Annotated in this window: 13 protein-coding genes; 10 read left to right on the top strand and 3 right to left on the bottom strand. The window is 50.3% G+C overall.

Annotated features, from left to right (window positions below; translation table 11 throughout):
* Nucleotides 1-388 precede the first annotated feature (388 nt).
* The gene (locus tag HGH92_RS32760; protein WP_168875047.1) at nt 389-787 is read right to left on the bottom strand and encodes a response regulator; all 399 of its coding nucleotides are present in this window, start codon (nt 785-787) and stop codon (nt 389-391) included.
* A gap of 853 nt (nt 788-1640) precedes the next feature.
* Here HGH92_RS32760 and HGH92_RS32755 point away from each other — a divergent pair.
* The 10 genes from HGH92_RS32755 (at nt 1641) to HGH92_RS32710 (ending at nt 19832) form a co-directional block, all read left to right on the top strand.
* Nucleotides 1641-3797 (top strand): exopolysaccharide transport family protein, encoded by a 2157-nt coding sequence (locus HGH92_RS32755; protein WP_168875046.1) that lies wholly within the window; start codon nt 1641-1643, stop codon nt 3795-3797.
* A 23-nt stretch (nt 3798-3820) separates the two neighbouring features.
* On the top strand, nt 3821-4897 hold the full coding sequence (locus HGH92_RS32750; RefSeq protein ID WP_168875045.1) for an acyltransferase family protein: 1077 nt from the start codon (nt 3821-3823) through the stop codon (nt 4895-4897).
* 119 nt (nt 4898-5016) lie between these two features.
* The gene (locus HGH92_RS32745; RefSeq protein ID WP_168875044.1) at nt 5017-6459 is read left to right on the top strand and encodes an O-antigen ligase family protein; all 1443 of its coding nucleotides are present in this window, start codon (nt 5017-5019) and stop codon (nt 6457-6459) included.
* Nucleotides 6456-7181, top strand: coding sequence for a TolC family protein (locus HGH92_RS32740; protein WP_168875043.1), 726 nt, complete (start codon nt 6456-6458; stop codon nt 7179-7181). Before HGH92_RS32745 ends, HGH92_RS32740 begins: the two co-directional genes overlap by 4 nt.
* A 29-nt stretch (nt 7182-7210) precedes the next feature.
* Nucleotides 7211-8011, top strand: coding sequence for a hypothetical protein (locus tag HGH92_RS32735; RefSeq protein ID WP_168875042.1), 801 nt, complete (start codon nt 7211-7213; stop codon nt 8009-8011).
* Between the two features lie 7 nt (nt 8012-8018).
* Nucleotides 8019-8594: a gluconate 2-dehydrogenase subunit 3 family protein gene (locus tag HGH92_RS32730; protein WP_168875041.1), complete on the top strand. Its 576-nt coding sequence runs from the start codon at nt 8019-8021 to the stop codon at nt 8592-8594.
* A gap of 17 nt (nt 8595-8611) precedes the next feature.
* On the top strand, nt 8612-9796 hold the full coding sequence (locus HGH92_RS32725; protein ID WP_247655112.1) for a glycosyltransferase family 2 protein: 1185 nt from the start codon (nt 8612-8614) through the stop codon (nt 9794-9796).
* Nucleotides 9797-9808: 12 nt separating this feature from the next.
* Complete coding sequence (locus HGH92_RS32720; protein WP_168875040.1) at nt 9809-10858, top strand: acyltransferase family protein; 1050 nt, start codon at nt 9809-9811, stop codon at nt 10856-10858.
* Between the two features lie 405 nt (nt 10859-11263).
* Complete coding sequence (locus HGH92_RS32715; RefSeq protein WP_168875039.1) at nt 11264-17992, top strand: fibronectin type III domain-containing protein; 6729 nt, start codon at nt 11264-11266, stop codon at nt 17990-17992.
* Between the two features lie 139 nt (nt 17993-18131).
* Nucleotides 18132-19832, top strand: coding sequence for a GMC oxidoreductase (locus HGH92_RS32710; protein ID WP_168875038.1), 1701 nt, complete (start codon nt 18132-18134; stop codon nt 19830-19832).
* A gap of 76 nt (nt 19833-19908) precedes the next feature.
* On the opposite strand, the gene HGH92_RS32705 is transcribed toward HGH92_RS32710, so the two are convergent.
* Nucleotides 19909-21330 (bottom strand): right-handed parallel beta-helix repeat-containing protein, encoded by a 1422-nt coding sequence (locus HGH92_RS32705; RefSeq protein WP_247655111.1) that lies wholly within the window; start codon nt 21328-21330, stop codon nt 19909-19911.
* Nucleotides 21331-21850: 520 nt separating this feature from the next.
* The gene (gene metK, locus HGH92_RS32700; RefSeq protein ID WP_168875037.1) at nt 21851-23107 is read right to left on the bottom strand and encodes a methionine adenosyltransferase; all 1257 of its coding nucleotides are present in this window, start codon (nt 23105-23107) and stop codon (nt 21851-21853) included.
* Nucleotides 23108-23123 lie beyond the last annotated feature (16 nt).

Raw genomic sequence — 23123 nt, 5'->3', positions numbered from 1 at the left:
TCTGTCAACAGAAAGAATGGCACCGCAGTCATCGCCGGCTGAAGCGTGAAGAATTCCTTCCATTGGGACAGCCCTGTTTCAAAACCATTGTTCACCCGGAAAACGATCGCAGCAGGCAAACGGCGGTACAGCCGTTTTAATTCAGTGATCACTTTCTCCGCTCCTGCCACATTGCTGACCAGCAGGTTTCTGAAATTGGGCATATCATCCGACAGTTTGTGCTGGAATTGTCCAACCATCAACACGGTTTTCTCATTTACCAGATCGCGAATAACAGCGCCGGTAGTCGCTTCCACATTCGGTACATTCTCACAGACAAAGGGTTGCAAAGTAGGTGTAGTAAGTTTATCCATTTTTTCGGGATTATATAACAGCAACATGATTTTGGTTATCCGGCAATAGCCACCAGCTGGCGGTTAATAGCCTGTCCCACCGTTTCCAGTAACCGCATCGGGTCAAATGGTTTTTGTACAAACGCATGTACATTATGGTATTTGTGTCCCAGCTCAGCATTGTGCATTTCCACGTCCGGCTGACTGGACAACACCACTACCGGTATATTCTGATATAAGCCACTGCCGGAAAGATATTCCAACAGTTCCCATCCGTTGATATTAGGCATCTGCAGATCGCTGACAATGCAATCCACTGCATTACCTTTACCAAGCCAGGTAAGTGCTACAAATCCATCAGCAGCCGATACCACATTATATTCCTTGCTCAACATTGCCTCCAGCAGAAATCTGATTGGTGCGCTATCATCAATTATCAATATTGTCTTTTTCATGACCTTATATTAAGAGACTACTTATCAATTTTTTTGTACTGCACGGATGCAGCATGGTAAATAAACATGATGGCTTTAAATGGGATAAGGTCAGGTGTCAGGTTAATCAGGTTAAGCGGTCTCTCAGGAGGATGTAGGTGAATTACTACTGCGACTCTAATCGCTGGCTATGGTGTATGTCGATAATTGTAATCGACGGGTGTAAAATTAGAATAATCCTTTTATCTCTAATCTATAATTTGGTAAACGGTAGTTTTTTCCCTGTAAAAGTCAGAAATTTCACTGTAAACGAAATTCATGTGCAACAAAAGCAACTGACAATGAAGAAATGAAACAACACACCATATATTACCGCAGGTGATTGTTATATAGTATATCATCAATTTAAGGATCACCAGCAACCTTAACTGATTCAGTTTCTCTGTACTATGAAATATTTTCAACCCGGATTTTTAATCGTTCACCAACAAAAAACTGCATTTCGCCCAAAAAAACGACTTCATAAAAAATTGCCTCGTAATTTAGCGCCGTAAACCGGATATGCCACAGGCCATTTATTACATGTCGGAACATATGCCGCACCCCGTAATGTCGCCGGTTTTTCACCTACACACCTATCTGACCACATCCTTCGACAAAACCAACTAGACGCTGGTTGGATTAATTTCTTACCCGTTTTATTTAAAGCAGACCCGCTGGAAAAATGCCAACACATTTTCACAGCAAACTCATACCAATTCGATTGCTGCGCTCAACCGGCGCGGAGATCCGGCGGTATACCGAACATGATTAAATGGATAAATGATAAAATTTCATAATTAATATGGATGTAATATATTTTATAAAGGCATTAATGAAGAAGAAGTGGTGGATCATCCTCAGTACCCTTGCTGCGGTAGTACTTGCCTTTGTGTTTACCATGGGAAGGCAGCACCTGTACGTGTCCAACGCGCAGATGTCTACCGGCTTCACCATTAAAGACCAGATCACCCTGAGAGAAGAGAACACCAATATATATGAAGCGGACGTGAAGTTCGAAAACGTGGTGCAGACCATCAACTCTCCACTGGTAATCGGACTGCTGCAATATCAGTTGCTCATCCACGACCTCACCAGCAACAAACCTTTCGTACACCTCACGGATAAAGATTTTAATACGCCGGAGTATAAGGTGTTCAATAAAACCGAAGCACTGCAGATCTGCCGCAATCATTTGGACTCCCTCCAGATGCTGAGCTCCTATCACCCGGATGAACGTCGTATTCTTGAGTACATGAAGCTGTGCAAATACGACTATGAGTCCATCCGCAAAATGCTGAACGTAGGCCGCCTTTCCCGGACCGACTATATCGATATTTCCTTCCGTTCACCCAACCCTGAACAGTCGGCCTTCGTGGTAAACACGCTGTACAGCGAGTTTATCCGCTACTACCGCAGCCTGCGTTCCGAACGCACCGTGGAAAACGTATCTACCTTCGAAGAGCTGGTCAACAAAAAGAAACAGGAACTGGACGCCAAAGTGGAAGCCCTTCGTATGTATAAATCCTCTGCCGGCCTGCTCAATGTGGAAGCCGCCAGCACCAATGAACTGTCGCTCATCAGCCAGCTCGAAAAAGGACTGCTCGACGAACAGGCCACCAGCAACACGCTGACCGCCTCCCTGCAAAACGTCAATGCACAGATAACCGCCGCCAGCCAGGGCAAAACCACCTACAGCAGCAATAATGATATTGTTTCCCTGCGCCGGCAGATCAATGACCTGAACGACGAATACCTGCGGACCGGCAGCAGCAACGACGCACTCGCCGAAAGGATCAAAGCATTGCGGAAACAGCTGCAGAACGCATCTTCCATCAGCTCCACCCCCACCGGTGCGGCTGTCAGCAAGGAAGAACTGCTGCAGAAAAAAGCCGGTCTGGAATCAGACCTGAAAGCATCCAATCAAAACATCGCCAACCTACAGGCCAAAATCAGAATGCTGAAAGGTTCAGTAGGCTCATACGCCAATAAGGAAGCCACCGTGAGCACCCTGCAACAGGAAGTGACACTGGCACAGGACGAATACAATAAACTGAAAGAAAAGCTCAACTCCGCTATCGATAACCGTACCGCTCCGATGGACAACTTCCGTCAGACACTGAAAGGCCAGCCGGCCTTCAAACCGGAGTCCTCCAAACGGATCATCATCATGGGCATGTGCGGACTGGCCATCTTTATGCTGACCACCATCAGCATACTGTTCCGTGAGTTCTTTGATTCTTCCATGAAGTCGCCCTCTATTTTTGAAAAAAACGTAGACCTCAAACTGATCAGCACCATCAACCATGCTGACCTAAAAAAATACAGCATCCTGGAAGTACTGCAACAGAAAGAAGAGAACTATGACGCCGTACGCAAGCGCCAGAACAGTTTCCGCGAATTCCTGCGCAAGCTGCGTTTCGAAATAGAAAACAGCGGCAAGTCCATCTTCCTGTTCACCAGCACCGAACCGCAACAGGGTAAAACGACGCTGGTACAGGCGGTGTCCTACAGCCTCAGCCTTAGCAATAAAAAGGTGCTGATCATCGACACTAACTTCTGCAACAACGACCTTACCCTGCAATTACAGGCCAGGCCGACGCTGGAAACGTTTTCTGTGGCCCCTGAGGAATTCAGCATTGAAAAAGTAAAGGAGATCGTTACCACTTACAGCGTAGAAAATATTGAAGTAATTGGTTGTAAAGGTGGCGACTATACGCCCGCTGAAATACTGCCTAAAAACCATCTGCTCAACTATCTTCCTCAACTGAAGCAATACTATGACTTCATTATCATGGAAGGCGCTCCGCTGAATGACTATACAGACAGTAAAGAGCTGGAACAGTACGCAGAAGGCGTAGTAGCGGTATTCTCATCCAAACTGTCCCTCAAACAGAATGACAGGGAGTCGGTCCAGTTTCTGGAAGGGCTCAATGGTAAACTGCTCGGCGCTGTGCTTAATAACATCAATGAGGATTACCTGGACCTATAGCATTCTGCCCCAAAAAAACACTAATGAAACTGACAGAGGCCATTCATTACATTTTTTCATTTCGCCCCCAAACATCGCGGCGTTACGCCTGGGTTGACTATGCGAAAGGCATTGCGATCATTTTCGTGCTGTACCGCCATGTGATTTATGGTTTGCTGTACACCGGCGCCAATATCAACCAGCTGATGATGGAGGCCAATGAAATGCTCTATGGCTTCCGGATGCCGCTGTTCTTCTTTTTGTCCGGGCTGTTCTTCGCCTCCAGCGTAAATAAGCGGGGACCGCAGAACTTCCTGATATCAAAAATCAATACGCTGCTGTACCCTTATCTGCTGTGGTGCATTATCCAGGTCACGCTGCAGATTTTATTTACGAATTATACCAATCACAAACTGACACCGGAAAATTACCTGGACATTCTCATTCATCCGAGGAGTATGCTCCAGCTGTGGTACCTGCTGGCATTGTTTAATGTATCAGTGCTTTACCTGTTCACCTCCTGCGTGCTGAAGCTCCACCCGGTAGTCCAGGTGTTGCTGGGGCTGGCAATGCTGGGCCTTAAATCGTATGCCGGCGATATCAGCACTATTTCCGACGTCATGATTTACTATATATACTTTGTGTTGGGACACCTGGCCGCGCGTTATTTCTTTTCCGAGCAGGTACAACGGCAGCTCACTTCTCCGCTGAAAGCGCTGGCGCTGGTGCCTGTGTTCCTGCTGGTGCAATATTACTGTATGTCACATACCAACATGAGCATCTACCTGTTTTCACTGCTGGCCATGTTGGGTGGATTGCTGGTGATCATGATCGCCTTCATCCTCGCAAAATATGAAAAGCTGAAAATACTGCAGACCATCGGACATTATTCATTATACATCTACCTGCTGCACCTGGGAATTATATTCCTGCTGCGGGTAGCAATCCTGAAAACGGGCATTCTCACCAACGTCCCGGTGATCACGGCCATCCTGGTGGCGGCGGGTCTCTTTGGCTCCATCATCCTGTACCGGTGCTGCCTGTTGCTGCGTATGAAATTTCTGTTCACCGGCCCGTTGAAAGAACGCGAAGTAGCGGCCGATGCAATGCGTACATCATGAAAAAAGAAAAAAGATTCATCAGCGAGGGATTACATCAGACACTGATCATTCTGTTTGCGGGCGTCATTATACTCCTGCTGCTGATCAAAACAATATTTCTCTAAAATCAGTCAGACCGAATGTTTGCGATTAAAAAAAATATTCTCCGCCTGTTGGTGGTGTTGCTCTGGATCGTGCTGATACCGGTGCTTACCTACGTGGCCTCGCTGGACCTGAAAATCGGGGTGGCCATGGTGGTAGGGATTATAGGCATGGCCATCTGTCTGATATGTGTGATCAACTACAGGCTGGGATATTATATTTTTATCACCATTACCCTGATACTTCCTTTGCTGGAAAGGATTTCAGGTTCCAGCCAAAGCGTTGGCGTGGTGATGGACGGGCTGCTGATAAGTACGTTGCTGGGCTGTATTCTCCGCCGGGGAGACAAGAGCGTTAAAAAGGTGCAGTTTATGAAAGATGCCCTGCTCATCTCCTTCTATCTCTATGCCATCCTGTTGATTATTCAGGTCGCCAATCCTGCCGGTCACCGGGTATTTGCCTGGTTCATCTTCTTCAGGGTTTTTGTGCGTAACATGATTTTCCTGGGACTGGGCCTGCATGTATTTAACAGTATGAAGGACGTGCGTACCTTCTTTAAGTTCTGGATAGCCATATGCACCGCAGCTGCGGTGTATGCCTGCCTGCAGCAATGGTTTGGACTGATGCCTTATGAAAGAGCGTTTATCGCCAAATATCCCAAGATGTTCACCACCACCATGATCATCTCCGGCATCCGCATTTTCTCCTTTATGTCTGATGCAGCGTCTTTCGGTATCATCATGGCCTGCAACATCATTATCTGCCTGATACTGCTGACCGCCAAAATGGTCAACCTGAACCTGAAAAGAAAAATACTGCTGATCGTCTCTATTGTGTTACAGGGGCTGGCACTGGGCTATTCCGGCACCCGTACGGGTTATGTGATGCTGCCGGTGGGACTGCTGCTTTTTTTACTGACTACCCTGCGCAACCGCAATACGATACTGATCGCCATTGCCTTCGGGTTTACAGGGCTGGTCATCCTCTTTGGCCCTTTCCACAGCAATGGCACCATCATCCGTATCCGAACTGCTTTCCTCGGGAAACAGGACGCTTCCATGGACGTAAGGGATGAAAACCGTCACCGTATACAACCTTATATCTACGACCATCCGTTGGGCGGCGGCGTAATGACCACCGGCGGCAACGGACAGTTGTTCTATCCCGGTCATCCGTTAGCTAATCTGCAGACAGACAACGGCTACCTGCGCGCGGTGCTGGAAACCGGCTGGGCGGGCGTTTTACTGGTAGCCGCCAATTTCTTCCTGCTGATCGCCATCGCCGTGCGGAACTACTTCCGGATAGACGGGGAAGTCAATAAACTGCTCATGTTGGGCATCGCCGCCTCCATGCTGGAGATGGCGCTGGCGCAATATGCCCAGGACGCCTCTACCCTGGTGGAATCCTCCATTATGCTGAATGCGCTCACTGCCATCGCTATAAAAGTAAAATATCTATACGCCTTAAATACTGAATCATGAAAAAAATGCTAACTACCGTTCTGGTAATGTGTATGAGTATCTTCGCCTTTGCACAGCTGCAGAAAAAAGATACTGCTGTGTTGTTAAAACTGCCGGCGGACCCCGTTACGGTAGCCCGGTTTAAAGAGAAGCTGGTGGAACTGGCACTGCAAAACCCCGACATCAGCCAGTATGCCATCAAAAAAGAGATCAACAAATATGAGAAGAACATGGCGGGAGCTGCCTGGCTGAACCATTTCACCGCTGCGGGCAACCTCAATGAGTTTACCATCAAAGGCAACAGCAACAACAACATTAACACCAACTACTACCCCCGCTACAACTTCGGTGTAATGCTGCCGCTGGGCAATCTCATCAAAATCCCCAACGATATCAAAAGAGTAAAAGCGGAAGGCCGGCTGCTCGACAAACAGCGCGAAGCCGAGGCGATGGCCCTGAAAGGCAAAGTGCTGGAGGCTTATGAAGAATATGCGGCCAACAAAAAACTGTATGAACTGCATATGCCATTGATGGAAGACGCGTTGCAGAACTTCAATCAGGCAGAAGAAAAATTCCGCGCCGGCGACCCCGCCGTACCGATCGAAATTTACAAAGCTTCTTACAGCGCCTACAATGGTGAAATGGTAAAACACATTCAGCTGGAAAAAGTGCTGCGTCAGTCCAAACTGATACTGGAAGCGCTGGTAGGCACCACACTGGAAAATGTGATGGCGCAGTTGTAATTGTTGTTTTGTATCTAAAAGAAATTGTTATGTATCGGAGAATAATGACTCTCATGGGCTGCTTGCTGACAGGGATCATGGCTGCGGGTCAGGATTATAGCCCGATGCGCAATACAGAAGTAAAGATCAGCCCCTGGCAGAAGAGACTGGCGCTGATCTATACGCCCGAAGAAAATGTGCCCGGTAAAAAGTACCCGCTGCTGATCTGTTTTCATGGGCGCAGCATTGCTGGCAAAGACCTCAGCAAAATTTTCCGGGAAGGCGTTACCCGCCAGCTGAAAGAAGGGAAAAAGATAGAAGCCGTCAACAAAAAAGACGGACAGCTGTACAAGTTCATCGTACTGGCGCCGCTGGCGGAGAGCTGGTCATTTGCCCCGCAGGACGTAAGCGCCATGCTGGATGACGTTATCAAAAATTATCCGGTAGACACCACACGGATGTACCTCACCGGCTACAGCGCCGGCGGATGGTCGGTGGAATCCGCCAAAACGCATGAAAGGGAACTGTCCAACCGTATAGCCGGCTGCGTGACCATGTCCGCCGCCAGGATAGACCCTCCCTATCTGAAACGCTATAAACTGGCCGCCGAAGCAGACATTCATACCTGGTATTTCGCAGGCGACAAGGACGACTATTTCCTCAACAACGCCAAAGAAGCCATCGACAGCATTGGCAAATACAAGCCCCGGCTCAACAAGCTGACCGTTTACCCGGGCGCCCATTGCTGCTGGCATTCCTTTTATGACCCACGCTACCGCGAAAACGGGATGAACATTTACGAATGGCTGCTGCAATACCAGAGCTATAATGCCATGAAGCGAAAAAAATAGGAACCTGATGAACAGACGGAAGGCAATTGCAAGATTACTGTTGTTTGGAGGCGCCGGGGCCGCTATCGCCGGCGGCGCCGGTTACCACTACTTCAATAAAAAGCCCGATCTCGGGGACCTCGACCAGTACCTGCCATTGATCGCAGAACTGGCGGAAGTGATCATCCCCGAGACCGATACACCGGGCGCCAAAAGCGCCGGCGTACACGACTTTATCGCGACCATGATACGCGACTGCTCATCGCGGAAAGTGCAGAACCGCTTTCTGTACGGGCTCGAAGATGTGGCCGCCTATACGCGGACAAAGTACGGAAAATCGTTTGTCCATTGCCGTAAGGAAGAAAAAGAGGCTGTCGTAGCACATTTTGAGAAAAAAAGCAGACCGTGGGAAGGACTGATGGGCAAGGTATCGTCACGGCTGTTCGGCGACCCGTTTTTTGTAACATTGAAAAAATACACCGTCATCGGCTACTGCACCTCCATGCAGGGCGCTACCAAAGCCATGGCGTACGAGTACATTCCAGGCCGTTACAAAGGTTGCACCCCGCTGCAACCCGGGCAGCGGTGCTGGGCAACAGAATAGGCATCTATTAGCGAACTATGATGATCACCGTCTACCTCATATTCTTTACCGCATTTTTTATCCTGTTCTACAACTACATCGGATACGGGATGCTGTTGTACGGGCTGATTAAAATGAAACGCCTGTTCAGGCCGGAAAAGGGCCCTGCCGCTCCTTTCGAGCCACCAGTCAGCCTCGTCATAGCCGCCTACAATGAAGCCGGTTTTATTGAGCAGAAGATCATTAACACCCTTCAGCTGGACTATCCGTCCGAAAAGCTGGAGATCATTTTTGTGACCGACGGTTCCACCGATGAAACGCCGGCCATCATTGCACGCCACCCTTCCGTCACACTCCTGCACCAGCCGCAGCGGCATGGCAAAACAGCCGCGATCAACCGGGCCATGAAACAGGTACAGCATCCTGTGGTGATCTTCTGCGACGCCAACACACTGCTCAACCCGGGCGCTGTAAAGCATATCGTGAAGCACTATGCCGACGAACATACCGGCGGCGTGGCCGGCGAGAAAAAAGTAATAGCCGGCGGCGTGGCCGGGGCTGCCGCCACAGAAGGCATCTACTGGAAATATGAGTCCTTCCTGAAAAAGATGGACGCAGAACTGTACAGCGTGGTAGGCGCCGCCGGGGAACTATTCTCCATCCGTACCGCCCTGTATGCGCCAGTAGAAGAAGAAGTCATTCTCGATGACTTTATCATCTCCCTCCGGATCAATATGGCCGGCTACCGCATAGCCTATGCGCCTGACGCCTATGCGATGGAGACGCCCTCTTCTTCCATGGAAGAAGAACATAAACGAAAAGTCAGGATCAGCGCCGGCGGCTTCCAGTCCATCGTGATGCTCCGCCCGCTGCTCAATATATTCCGTTACCCGCTGCTGTCGTTTCAATATATTTCGCACCGCGTATTGCGCTGGACACTCAGCCCCCTGAGCCTTCCGCTGCTGCTGATCAGCAACATCATATTGGTATGGGCCGGCGCCGGACTATTGTACCAGGTGGTACTGGCCGGACAGCTCTGCTTTTACCTCGCCGCGCTCACCGGTTATCAGCAAGCCAAAGCACATCGTAAATCAAAACTGTTTTATATCCCATTCTATTTTCTTTTCATGAACATCGCAGTATACCAGGGTTTCTTCCGGTATATCGCCAAAAAACAATCGGCCGCATGGGACAAGGCCCAAAGAAGTACACAAACGCTCTAAACAGGAACTGATATGGCAACAACATCTGTGGCGGACGAAACCGCTGTCAATAAACCCAAAAAGAAATTTATCGGCTACATCCACCATTTCAGAGGCATCGCCATCATCTATGTGGTGGCCGCGCACATTCTGGTACGGTGGCCGGACAATTCTGTTATCCACCGGATACTGGACCTTATCTGGCAGAACTCCACTATCCTCTTCCTGTTTATTGCGGGTTATCTGTTCCAGCACCTGTCGCACAAATTTGAGTACCGGGATTATCTGAAAAAGAAGTTCCAGAACGTTATATCTCCTTATCTGATCCTGTCGTTGCCAGTGATCGTCTACCGCCTGTATACGCTGGACGTGCCCGGCTTTACCACAGACCTGCATCCCGATTTCGCCACCTGGCCCCGCTGGGAACAGGCAGGCTATTATCTGCTGCACGGCGCGCACCTGCAGCAACTGTGGTTTATCCCGATGATTTCGCTCTATTATCTCATCGCTCCCCTGCTGATATACATGGACCGTCATCCAAAGTGGTACTATCTATTGGTCCCGCTGTTTATTATCTCCCTGGTGATAAAAAGAAGTGTGTTGAGCGATACCCTCGTGATGGCCGTACACTTCCTGTCTGTCTATGTCTTCGGGATGTTCCTCAGTCGTTATAAAGATGAGTTTCTCGAATTCGCCAAAAGAAACGTGTTGCTCATCACCGTGCTGCCCCTTGCCTTTATTATCGCCAATTACTTCGTGCCCGAATGGCTATACGACCGGTTTGACTTTACGCATAAGGTGCTCTTCTGCCCCTTCTATATTTATTGGTTATGGCGCTTTGAAAAATATGTGCCCAAATGGGTAGACACCCTGGCCGTATTGAGCTTTGGCCTCTATTTCGTGCACTATTTCTTTGTGTTGTTCCTGAGAGGAGTGAGCATGAAACTCATGCATGACGAAATTCCCGGCAACCTGCTCACCTGGACGCTCTCTTTCTTCTTTGTGATGATGTGCTCAGTCGCCGCCCTGAAAATCGCCAAAAAAGTCCTGGGCGATAAAAGCAAGTATTTTGTGGGATGCTGATTGCATTGTCATAATATATAATTTATTTTTTTGTCAACTGTAACGGCCTTGAATGTACTTTTTCATTCAAGGCCGTTTTCTTGTACTTCACCGATTGTTTTATGGTATTCACGAATTTATTCCCCGAAGAATGTGCATTATTTTCTATTTTGCGGGCCGATTGAAACATCTACTGGGATAAACTACTATGTCAATGTGTGAATGCCCAGGCTTTAATGTGATTTACCATCTCCTCTGCTGAAACCGTAAAGGTTTATTTACTGTCGCAACATTTAAACCAAAGGTTGCCTTGTAATTACTCCGTTAATTTTTTTGACCAGTCCCCTGCGAAGCCAACTAACATTATGCACGTCCGTTTCCGGATGCGTATAGCTAATCGATGTTCCTAATACTTAATGGGTATATATGAGAAAAATCTACTCTCTGATTACACTGTTCATGCTTATCAGCATGCAGTTCCTGATGGCGCAAACAGGCGTCCTCGACCCCAATGATCCGGTAGTGGACTATAATGCGTCCGCTCCGCCCACCCAGCCCGCCTGGAACCAGGTAGGCAAGTGGGTAAGAACAAAGCGGGTAAGCTTTACCTCCACGTCTTACAAAGCATACATCTACAACGGTATGCAGTTCCGCCTGAAATGGCCGAAAAATTATGACCCCGCCAAAACGTATCCCATTATCATTTTCTTCCACGGCATCGGAGAAAAGGGAACGATCTATGACAATGAATATCAGTTGTACCACGGCGGAGAACTGTTCATGAATGCTGTAGACAACGGCACTACAGATGCTTTCCTGTTCTATCCCCAGAACCTTTCAGGGTACTTCGGTCCCAGCTACTATGATTATATAGTGGACCTGTTGAACAAATATTTCATCCCACAGCTTCATGTTGACCCATACCGTATTTTTGTTCATGGTCTTTCCGGCGGCGGTAACGCCACCTGGGACTTTATCCAACGCTATCCCAAACTGGTAGCCGGTTCCACGCCTATCAGCGCGGCCACCAGCGATCTGGCCAACACCATCAACACCTGGAAATACACGCCCATCTGGTGGTTCCAGGGAGGGGCCGACGTCAATCCTCCTCCACAGATCGCACAATCTGTCTACAATCAGGCCATCGCCGCAGGCGCCAACGTCAAACTGAAAATCTTTGATGGCCAGGGCCATGGCGTTTGGTACAATGCCTGGCAGTACCCTGGTTATTTCGACTTCGTCAACGCCATCTATAAGTCAAACCCCTGGCCGCTTTTTGGCAGGACTGAATTTTGTGTGAACGATCCCATCAACGTAACACTGGGACTGACCGCGGGCTTCAACAATTATGAATGGCGCAAGGACGGCAACCTTATTACCGGCGCCACCTCCAATACGCTGACCGTTACCGGGATCGGTACCTATGACGCCAGGGTGTACAACGGCACTACCTGGTCCGACTGGTCCCATACCCCTGTAGTGATCAAAATCAAGACAGCCACTATCAGTCCCGCTATACAGATAGCAGGCCTTATGAGCAACGTGATCCCCACACCGGAAGGCAAGGACAGCGTAGTACTACAGGTGCCCGCCGGATACGCCAGCTATCTCTGGAAAAAATCGACCGACAATACCACTCTTGGCACCAACAATACTTTCGCCGCCAGACAAGCCGGTGATTATGTAGTGAAAGTAACAGAGCAATACGGCTGTTCCAGTGATTTCTCTGATCCTTTCCGCGTAGTGGCCGCCAATGGCACCAACGTACCGGATGCTATCTCCGCGCTCCAGGCTACCGCCGCCTCCAGGACACAGATCACGCTCAACTGGAGCGACAAGCCTAACCCTGCCTACAATGAAACGGCCTTTGAAGTATACCGCACCATCACTCCCGGTACCGGCTATACGCTGATCGCTAAAGTAGATGCGGATGTGGTGACTTATACCGACAACAATTTAAATCCGAACACAAAGTATTACTATATCATACGGCCCGTTAACAACAACGGCGCCGCACCGGTGAGCGCCGAGGTGAATGCCACCACCATGGTGGACAGCCAGCCTCCTACCGCTCCCACCAACCTGACCATCACCGGCTCTACCTCCTCTTCTGTGTCACTGTCCTGGTCACCATCTACAGATGATGTGGGCGTAGACAAATACGATATCTATGTGAACGGCGCCAAGTCATACACGGTCAACAGCGATCAGACGACCTTCCTCGTAAGCGGCCTGTCTGCCAGGACCATGTACGCCTTTACAGTAAAAGCCCGCGACCTTACCGGCAACGTGTCCAATGCCAGCAACCAGGTGACTGCAAGTACTGTTCAGAAAGGATTAAACTACAAATACTATAACGGTACTTTCAGCACCCTGCCTAACTTCAGCACTCTGACACCTGTTAAAACAGGCATCTCCGCCACACCGGACCTCTCTGTACGAACACAGGATGTCAACTACGCCATTCAGTGGCAGGGCTATATCACTATCCCAGTGACCGGTAGTTATAAATTCGAGACCACTTCCGATGACGGCAGCAAGCTGCTTATCGGCAATACCACCGTTGTCAACAACGATGGTCTACATGGCTCCACTACTGTGACCGGCACCATCAGCCTGAACAAAGGCTCCTACCCCATCACCATCAGCTTCTTCCAGCAAGGTGGCAGCGCTGCCATGCAGGTATTCTGGAGCAGCACCGCAGCGGGTATCAGCAGAACGGAAATTCCGGCTTCTGCCTACGCCGATACGATGACTATCGCCAATCCGCCTGCGCCTGCTACCAACGTAAAGGCCATGGCCGTATCTTTCAACAAGATCAATGTTACCTGGACAGACAACAGCAGCGACGAAACCGGATTTGAAATATACCGCTCCGAAAGCCAGGTAGGTCCTTTCCAGATCATAGCCACTACCAAAGCTAACGTTACCGCCTATACGGACAGCCTGTTGGCGCCGCAAACAACCTACTACTATCAGGTACAGCCCATCAGCCGTAATGGTAACGGCGGTTCCAGCCTGTCTGATATCAGTGGCCTGAGGTACGACTACTACGAAGCGCCCAGCTATTCCACTTTACCGGCGTTCACCGAAACACCGGTAAAATCAGGCATCACCTCGGCAGTAACCCTGGACATGCGCAACCGCGACGCCAATTATGCCATCAAATATTCCGGCTATATCAATATACCGACCGCCGGCCAGTACACCTTCTATACTGCGTCAGATGACGGCAGCCGCCTGTATATCGATGGCTTTGGCACCACCTACCAGCTTGTCAACAACAACTACGTACAAGGCACCACAGAACGCGCTTCCAGCAAAAAAACACTGACAGCAGGCAAACACCTGTTCTACGTTACCTACTTCCAGGGAACCGGCGGACAGGAACTGCACGCCAGCTGGGCGGGCCCCGGCATCGCCAAACAGGAAATACCTGCCAGCGCTTTTGAAAACACCAACATCAAAGCCACTACCCTGGCACTGCCGGCCAAACCGGCAGCACCGTCCGGCCTGAATGCCACCGCGGTATCTCCTAATACTATCAACCTGAAGTGGAATGATAACTCCGCCAACGAAACCGGCTTTGATATCTACCGCTCCGCCAATACCAACAACAACTATGTACTGCTGACCACCATCGGTCGCAGTGACAGTGCATACGCTGTGTACAGCGACACCGCCCTCACAGCCAACACCACCTTCTTCTATAAGGTAAAAGCGAAAAATGAAGGCGGCATCAGTGATTTCTCCAATGAAGCCACTGCCGTCACCCTCAACACTGTACCCGTATTCGCGGCGCTCGCTGATAAGAAGATGCGTTTTGACGCACAGCTCAATGTGCCCATCAACGCTACCGATGCGGACGGCGATGTACTGACCATCACCACCGCCAACCTGCCGGCATTCGGCGCGCTCGCGGTAGCTGGCAACGGTACCGGCAACATTACCTTCACACCTACCATCGCTGATCTGGGCTCCTATCCGATACAGGTGACCGTAGCCGATGGACACGGTGGCACCGTTACCCGGTCATTCACGCTGATCGTGGAAAACAATTATCCGCCGGTGCTCAGCAACATCTCCAATGTAGCCCTGGCAGAAAAAGGTTCCAATACCATCAACATTACCGCTACCGATGCCAACACATCGGACGTGCTCACCTGGAACGTGACCAACCTGCCGGCCTTCGCTACTCTCACTACCAACGGCGGCAACGCTACCATCGCACTCGCGCCCACCTATGGCGACAACGGCAGCTATCCTGTCACCGTTACCATCTCCGACGGCAACGGCGGCTCCGATACCAAAACATTCACCATCAACGTGACTGCGGTCAATCCCAACTACAAGCTCTCCATTAACTTCACCGAAGGATCTTATGTAGCGGCTTCTCCGTGGAACAACACCAATAAAAAACCAGCGCTCAACGATGTATTCGCCAACCTCATCGACCAGTCTGCCCGCAACACCGGCATCAGCATGACGGTGATGACCCCCTGGCAGAACATCAATGGCGGCACCAACACCAACAACCAGGGATATAATTCCGGCAGTAATTCCGGCGTATTTCCCGACAACGCGATGACCAGCAGCTGGTGGACCACCACCGATAAACAAACGCTGAAATTCAGCGGCCTGGACACCAACTATAACTACACCTTTACCTTCTATGGCAGCCGTATCGGCGTCAGCGACCCGCGTATCGCCGCCTATACGATCAATGGCAACACCGTTACCCTGAACGCCTCCGGCAATACCGGCAACACGGTTACCCTGAATAACATGAAAGCCGCCGCTGACAGTACGCTCAACCTTGATATCGCAGCTACCGGCGGTACCGGTTACGCCTATATCAACGCCATGACGATAGATGCCGTTTATAACGACGGTAAACCACCTGCCAAACCAGGCAACCTGACCGCCCGCAGCATCGCCAATGGCGTACGGCTCAACTGGACAGACAGGGCGTTTAATGAAACCGCTTACGAAATATACCGCGCTACCGCACAAACAGGGCCCTTCCAGCAATTGACGCCCAATGCCGCGGCTAACGATACCGCCTATACGGACCCGAATGTGTCCGGCGGCACTACCTACTATTATGTAGTCCGCGCCATCAACAGCCTCGGAGGCAGCCCGTCCGATACCGTAAGCATTGCATTGCCCAATATGCCGCCGGTAATCGATAACATCGCTGATATCAGCATGAAAACAGATGCTGTGCAGCAGGTGAATATTCACGCTACCGACGACCCAAGCGATGTCATCACCATTTCCGCCACAGGCCTCCCGGCATTTGCCACCCTGCAAAATACAGGCAACGGCACCGCCGTACTGAACCTGACCCCCGGAGCCGCCAACATCGGTATCTATAACATTACCATCAACGCGCAGGACAACAAAGGCGCACAAAGCAGCCGCACCTTCAAGGTACAGGTGACAGATAAAAACACCACCTCCATCTTCGTGAACTATAACCGCTTAGAACCAGCACCGGCGCCGTGGAATAACTTCAACAGCGCTCCGTTTGCCAATGCCGCGGTTACAAATATCAAAGATGAAACCGGCGCCGCCACCACCATCAGCGTAACACTGCTGGACGCGCTCACCGGCGATAACAACGTCGGCGCAGTGACTGGTAGCAACACCGGCGTGTTCCCCGACGTAGTAATGCACACCTTCTACTACGACCAGAGCGGTACCGCCAAACGCCTGCGTATCAGCGGCCTCTCTGCTACACTGAAATACAACCTCGTGTTCTTCGGCAGCCGTGACGCAGTAAGCGATAACAGAAATACCATCTATGCTGCGGGCGGCCAGTCTGTGACCCTCAACGCTGCCAGCAATACCCAGAACACCGTTCAGATCAACGGCCTCTCCCCTGATGCGAGCGGTAACATCGACTTCACCATCCAGCAGCCTTCCGGTTCCTTTGCCGCTTACCTCGGCGCCATGGTGATCCAGTCATATGTTGACAATGGTATTCCGCTGGCACCTGCCAATCTGGCCACAGGCGCACAAACCACCAACAGCATCCAGCTGACCTGGGCCGATAAGTCCAGCAATGAAACAGGTTTTGAAATCTGGCGTTCTACAGACCGCAACGGCACTTTCAGTAAAATCGCCACCACTGCGGCCAACGTCACCTCTTACACGAATACCGGGCTGGCATCCAATACCCTCTACTTCTATAAAGTAAGGGCCATCACCGCCACCCAGCAGTCCGACTACAGCAACATCGCTGCCGGCGGTACGCTCGCCTATGGTGTGTATATCAACTTTAATACGGTCAATCCGGCGCCGGCACCATGGAATAATACCAATGCGCTGCCGTTCCTGAACCAGACCATGAACAATCCGAAGGACGACGCCGGTAATCCTACCAGCTTCAGCTGGACCATCGTCGACAACTTTACCGGTACCAATCCTGCCGGTAAACAAACCGGCAACAACTCCGGTGTGTACCCTGACCTGGTAATGGCCGAATCCTACTACGTAGAACCAGGCGATACCGCTAAAATGCTCTTCACCGGCCTCGATCAGTCGAAGGAATACTCCTTCACCTTCTTCGCCAGCAGGGCCAGTGGCGGCACCAGGATCGGCGGTTACTCCATCAACGGAAGGACCGTGACGCTGGACGCTAACGACAACACCACCAATACGGTAACGCTCGATCACCTGTCGCCCGACCAGAACGGCCAGATGCTGCTCACCATCTATGTAGTGAACGCCTACGGCTACCTGAACGCCCTCGTGATCAAAGCCTACCCGAAAGAAGTAACGCAGACGCTGGCCAAACTCGGTGGCACCAATACCATGGCTACTGCCCCTAAAGGCAGCATCAGCACCGGTAACAACACCACCGGCAGCAACACCACCGACGTTACCCTGTCACAGGTATATCCAAACCCCTTCACCAGCTTCGTGAACGTAGGTCTCACGCAAAATGGCAAAGGCAGCACCCGGATGGCCCTGAAACTGCTGGACCTCAACGGCCGCATCGTCAACATGAAAGACCTCGGCCTGGTAGCCCCTGGCTCCTACCAGTTCAGAATGGACATCACCGGCCGTGAACTGACACCGGGCATCTACATCCTACAGGTAGTGGCAGACAATCAGACGGTGAAAACAGTAAAACTGGTGAAACAGTAAAACATCACTCCATATTAACTTTGAAAAAAATCCGGTGTAAAAGCCGGATTTTTTTCAATATCACTGATAGGAAAAAATCATACTTTATAGGACTTTTACATAACCAATTCATTTTTTTGTTAACACATAGCAGATAACCGTGGCAAACCTGAACATCAAAGCAACAAACGGCCATACATACGACGCGATCGTCATAGGCTCCGGCATCAGCGGAGGCTGGGCGGCGAAGGAACTATGCGAGAAAGGACTAAAAACACTACTGCTCGAAAGAGGCAGAAACGTGGAGCATGTAAAGGATTACACAACGGCCACGCTGCACCCGTGGGAGTTTAAACACCGCCTTAACAACCCCGAACAGGACAAACTGGAAGACCCCATACAAAGCGGCGCCTACGACGAAAGCAGCAAACACTTTTTTGTACGTGACAAGGAGCATCCCTATATACAGGAAAAGCCTTTCAGCTGGATAAGAGGGTACCAGGTCGGCGGACGCTCCCTCACCTGGGGACGGCAATGCTACCGGCTCAGCGACCTCGATTTTGAAGCCAACGCAAAAGACGGCCACGGCGTGGACTGGCCTATCCGTTATCAGGACATTGCCCCCTGGTATGATTATGTGGAGCAGTTTGCCGGCATCAGCGGCCAGGCAGAAGGATTGCCCCATCTGCCCGACGGACAGTTTCTTCCGCCGATGGAGCTCAATTGCCTCGAGCAGCATGTACGTGAACAGCTAAAACAAAAATACAACGACCGGCTGCTGACCATTGCCCGTGTGGCCAATCTGTCGCAAGGCCATAATAATCGCGGGCCCTGTCAATACCGCAACCTGTGTCACCGGGGCTGTCCTTTCGGCGGCTATTTCAGCAGCAACGGCGCTACGTTGCCCGCCGCCATGGCCACTGGCAATCTTACACTGCGTCCATTCAGTATCGTTACGGAGATCATCTACGATAAAAATACCCGCAAAGCCAGCGGCGTACGCATCATCGATGCCGAAACCAAAGAGAGCATGGAATACCACGCCCGCATCATTTTCCTCAACGCCTCCACCATCGCGTCTGCAGCCATCCTGCTGAAATCTGTTTCCGACGCCTTCCCTAACGGCCTGGGCAACAGCAACGATATGGTGGGCCGCCATCTCATGGACCATCACTTTAAAGTCGGCGCCATGGGAGAATACAAAGGGTTCAAAGATCAGTACTATGCAGGCCGCAGACCGGCCGGCATCTATATTCCCCGCTTCCGTAATGTGAACGAAGCCACCCGCAGAACGGACTATGTACGCGGTTTTGGATACCAGGGCTATGCGGAAAGGGAAGCGTGGATGGATAACTTTAAGATGCCGGGTTATGGGGACCAGTTTAAAAAAGACCTGACCAACCCCGGCAAGTGGGTGATGTGGCTTGGCGCCTGGGGAGAAATGCTGCCCTATGCCGATAACCGCGTAACCCTCTCCCCTTCTGACACAGACAAATGGGGCCAGCCGCTGGTACGCATCAGCTTTGATATCAAAGACAACGAAAAAGCCATGCGGAAAGATATGCGCAGCAGCGCGGAGGAAATGCTGGAGATGAGCGGACTTACCAATATTTCAGGATTTGATTACAACTACACAGGCGGTGAATGCGTGCACGAAATGGGCACCGTGAGAATGGGACATGATCCTAAAACATCCGTCCTGAATAAATGGAACCAGCTTCACGAAGTGCCGAATGTGTTTGTCACCGACGGCAGCTGTATGACCTCTTCTGCCACACAGAACCCGTCGCTGACCTATATGGCGCTGACAGCACGGGCCTGCGATCATGCCGTACAACTGCTGAAAAAAAATGAACTATAATTTGTCGTTGCCCGATATAAAAAAAGACCAAAGCAGACAAGTGCTTTGGTCTTTTTTTATGTCAATAATAATCTCGTTATTTTTTGCGGAAACCGGTCACTCCCAGTGCAGAACCGGCTTTGGGCGCAAAATAATTACCAACGTCCACCCCTGCGGCGTCCAGCGTGGGGAAACGGCTGTTAGCCTTGTCTCCCGTGCCTTCGATGGCGCCGCCGCCATTTTCCGTATATACGTAGGAGTTATAGGTGATCGAGCCGCCGCTCATACGGGGCTGGATAAACGCGTTATCTGTAACTGTCAATGCGGCCGTCATGCCCTTTTCACCGTTGATGCGCAGGGAAACGCCTCCTGTAAGCGCCACGGTGTTGTTGCTGATGGTCACCGCCGCCCGGTCGGTGCCTCTGAAGCTGATGCCGTCATTACCTCCCTGGCTGTTGTTCACAAAAAGGTTGTTGCTGATAACGTGTTTGGAACCGTTTTCACCGGAACCATAGAACTGCAGCAGTTCTCCCCAGCCATCATGCACGTAGTTGTCATGCACATAGGTATTGGTGGCACGGCCTCCGATGAGGATGCCGCCGTTGTGTGAACTGTTATGTTTCATGCCCCAGTTGGTCACGGTATTGTTGAACACTTCCAGCTGATCGATGGCCGCGGTCTGTATGCCATCGGCGCCGCCATCCTGTACGGCGTTGTTATAGATTTTTACATTATGCCATTTAATGGGCTGTACGTACTGGCTGCCGGGCGTAAAACCGGAGGCGTCGCCATAGTACGAAGTGTTGGCTGTCAGGTCCCAGTAGGTGGCCGTATGCCCGATGTACATGGCCTCGTTGTTGGTACCGCTGATGGCCACATCATGGATCAACAGGTTTTCCATCTGTGAATTGGGATAATAGGTGGTGGCGTCGCCTTTCACCGGGTCTGTCTTGGCCCATATGCCCGTACCGCCGTTACGGATGGTCAGGTTCCTGATTTCAATATTGTCGGTATGTTTGCTTAATACGAGGTTAAAATACGCATCTCTTGCGGGGTGGACAGAACCATCGATGATGAAGTCTGCGCGGGAGGATTCACTGCCTACCCTGATGTAATGGCAATTGATCAGGCTCAGTGCTTCCGCCCAGGAACCACCGTTCCAGTCGGGGTTGCCTATTTTCACCGAAGTACCGTCGAAATTACGGATGGTGATCGGGTTGCCTGGAGAACCATTCAGATTGGTAATGTTCACCGAATAAAACCTTCCTTTCAGATTGAGGGCGTCGCCGCCTTTATAGGGGCTTTTGGCGCCGTCTATTACGAGGCGGCCATTAGCGTCCGGCAACAGGGTATATTCCTTTCCCTTCACCGGCGGATTGGGCGTAGACGGCTGTTCCGGCGTGTCCTCATGAGGCTTCTCCGGTGTAACAACTGTTTTGTTGCAACTTCCGAAATAAATAATCACAATGAATGCAAGCTTCAACATAAGCAGTTTGGAAGTAAGGTGGTGCTTCTTCATGGTTCTTCAAGAAATAATGGTATAAATTAATCCCGCCAAGGCGGTTGGTTTGCTGGATACGGTCGGGCAGGCAATGGAGAAAGAGGGCCACTATAGCTGCATGCAGGCGATACAAAGCCTGATGTTTTTTATTTTTCAGCCGTGAAGATCAAAAATTTTTTGATAGAAAAATACCTGACGGGCTGCAGCAGTAATGTGGCTGAACGGTTAGACAATTTTTTTGGGACATATGCACCCGCGAAATGGTAGGTTAAAAAATGTACACCCACTCCGCAGACCCTTTCCTGCGCTGAAACACAGGACCACAAACCATATTAAATTATTTCATATATATTTATAGTATAAATATATAAAAAAATTTGAAGATTTTAAAGATTTTTTTTGCACCTGGTGAAAAGGGATAATGTTTCAGAAAATAGTTGCCTGGTCCTTTTAACCGGCAATGTAAAAAGCAGGAGGCGATTGATAACATGTTATCAATCGCCTCCTTATTATTTTGTACCGTAGGTATCAGTGTGCTTTACAGACCGAAAGCAGCTTTTACTTTGTCCACGTAGTCGAGTTTCTCCCAGGTGAACAGTTCTACTTGTACTGACTTTTCATTTTTCTTGCCTTTGTTGAACACTTTGGTGATTACCTGCGGATCGCGGCCCATGTGACCATAAGCAGCAGTTTCGCTATAGATCGGGTTACGCAGTTTCAGGCGTTGTTCGATAGCATAAGGACGCAGGTCGAAAATTTCTTCCACTTTCTTAGCGATCTCACCGTCACTCAGTTTCACCTTAGCGGTGCCGTAAGTGTTTACATACACGCCGCAGGGTTTAGCCACGCCGATAGCGTAGGATACCTGTACCAGCACTTCATCGCACACACCGGCAGCCACCAGGTTTTTGGCGATATGACGGGTAGCGTATGCAGCGGAACGGTCTACTTTGGAAGGATCTTTACCGGAGAAAGCGCCACCACCGTGCGCACCTTTACCACCGTAAGTGTCTACGATGATTTTACGGCCGGTCAGACCGGTATCACCGTGCGGGCCACCGATCACAAATTTACCGGTAGGGTTGATGTGATGTTGAATATCGTAGCCGTCGAACAGTTTTTGCAGCTCTGGTTTCAGTTTCGCTTTCACGCGGGGGATCAGGATATTGATCATGTCCGCCTTGATCTTCGCCAGCATTTCGGTATCGTCAGCGAAATCGTCGTGCTGGGTAGAGATAACGATCGTATCGATACGAACAGGTTTGTTGTCATCGGAGTATTCGATGGTCACCTGTGATTTAGCGTCGGGGCGCAGGTAAGTGATGTCTTTATTCTCACGGCGCAGGGCAGCCAGTTCCAGCAGGAGCTTATGGGCCAGGTCCAGTGCCAGTGGCATGTAGTTCTCTGTTTCACGGGTAGCGTAGCCAAACATCATACCCTGGTCGCCGGCACCCTGTTCTTCCGGGGAAGAACGGTCCACGCCCTGGTTGATATCAGGAGACTGCTCATGGATAGCGGAGAAGATACCACAGGAGTTAGCTTCAAACATATATTCACTCTTGGTATATCCGATTTTACGGATTACTTCACGGGCGATGTCTTGTACATCCAGGTAAGCTTCTGACTTTACCTCTCCCGCCAGTACTACCTGTCCGGTAGTTACCAATGTTTCACAAGCTACTTTGGAAGACGCATCATATGCCAGAAAATGATCGATCAGTGCATCAGAAATCTGATCTGCGACTTTGTCAGGATGTCCTTCTGAAACTGATTCAGACGTAAATAAATAAGGCATAAAAGTATGGATTAGC

The organism is Chitinophaga varians (assembly GCF_012641275.1).
In the GTDB taxonomy this organism is placed as follows: Bacteria; Bacteroidota; Bacteroidia; order Chitinophagales; family Chitinophagaceae; genus Chitinophaga; species Chitinophaga varians_A.
The sequence above is the reverse complement of the archived record's forward strand: the minus strand, read 5'-3'. Positions and strand labels throughout refer to the sequence as shown.

Bases quoted from the DNA above. Each gene is read 5' to 3' on its own strand.
- HGH92_RS32715 (WP_168875039.1), top strand. From the start codon at position 11,264: ATGAGAAAAATCTACTCTCTGATTACACTGTTCATGCTTATCAGCATG.
- metK (WP_168875037.1), bottom strand. From the start codon at position 23,107: ATGCCTTATTTATTTACGTCTGAATCAGTTTCAGAAGGACATCCTGAC.
- HGH92_RS32740 (WP_168875043.1), top strand. From the start codon at position 6,456: ATGAAAAAAATGCTAACTACCGTTCTGGTAATGTGTATGAGTATCTTC.
- HGH92_RS32735 (WP_168875042.1), top strand. From the start codon at position 7,211: ATGTATCGGAGAATAATGACTCTCATGGGCTGCTTGCTGACAGGGATC.
- HGH92_RS32755 (WP_168875046.1), top strand. From the start codon at position 1,641: ATGAAGAAGAAGTGGTGGATCATCCTCAGTACCCTTGCTGCGGTAGTA.
- HGH92_RS32750 (WP_168875045.1), top strand. From the start codon at position 3,821: ATGAAACTGACAGAGGCCATTCATTACATTTTTTCATTTCGCCCCCAA.
- HGH92_RS32760 (WP_168875047.1), bottom strand. From the start codon at position 787: ATGAAAAAGACAATATTGATAATTGATGATAGCGCACCAATCAGATTT.
- HGH92_RS32705 (WP_247655111.1), bottom strand. From the start codon at position 21,330: ATGAAGAAGCACCACCTTACTTCCAAACTGCTTATGTTGAAGCTTGCA.
- HGH92_RS32720 (WP_168875040.1), top strand. From the start codon at position 9,809: ATGGCAACAACATCTGTGGCGGACGAAACCGCTGTCAATAAACCCAAA.
- HGH92_RS32745 (WP_168875044.1), top strand. From the start codon at position 5,017: ATGTTTGCGATTAAAAAAAATATTCTCCGCCTGTTGGTGGTGTTGCTC.
- HGH92_RS32730 (WP_168875041.1), top strand. From the start codon at position 8,019: ATGAACAGACGGAAGGCAATTGCAAGATTACTGTTGTTTGGAGGCGCC.
- HGH92_RS32725 (WP_247655112.1), top strand. From the start codon at position 8,612: ATGATGATCACCGTCTACCTCATATTCTTTACCGCATTTTTTATCCTG.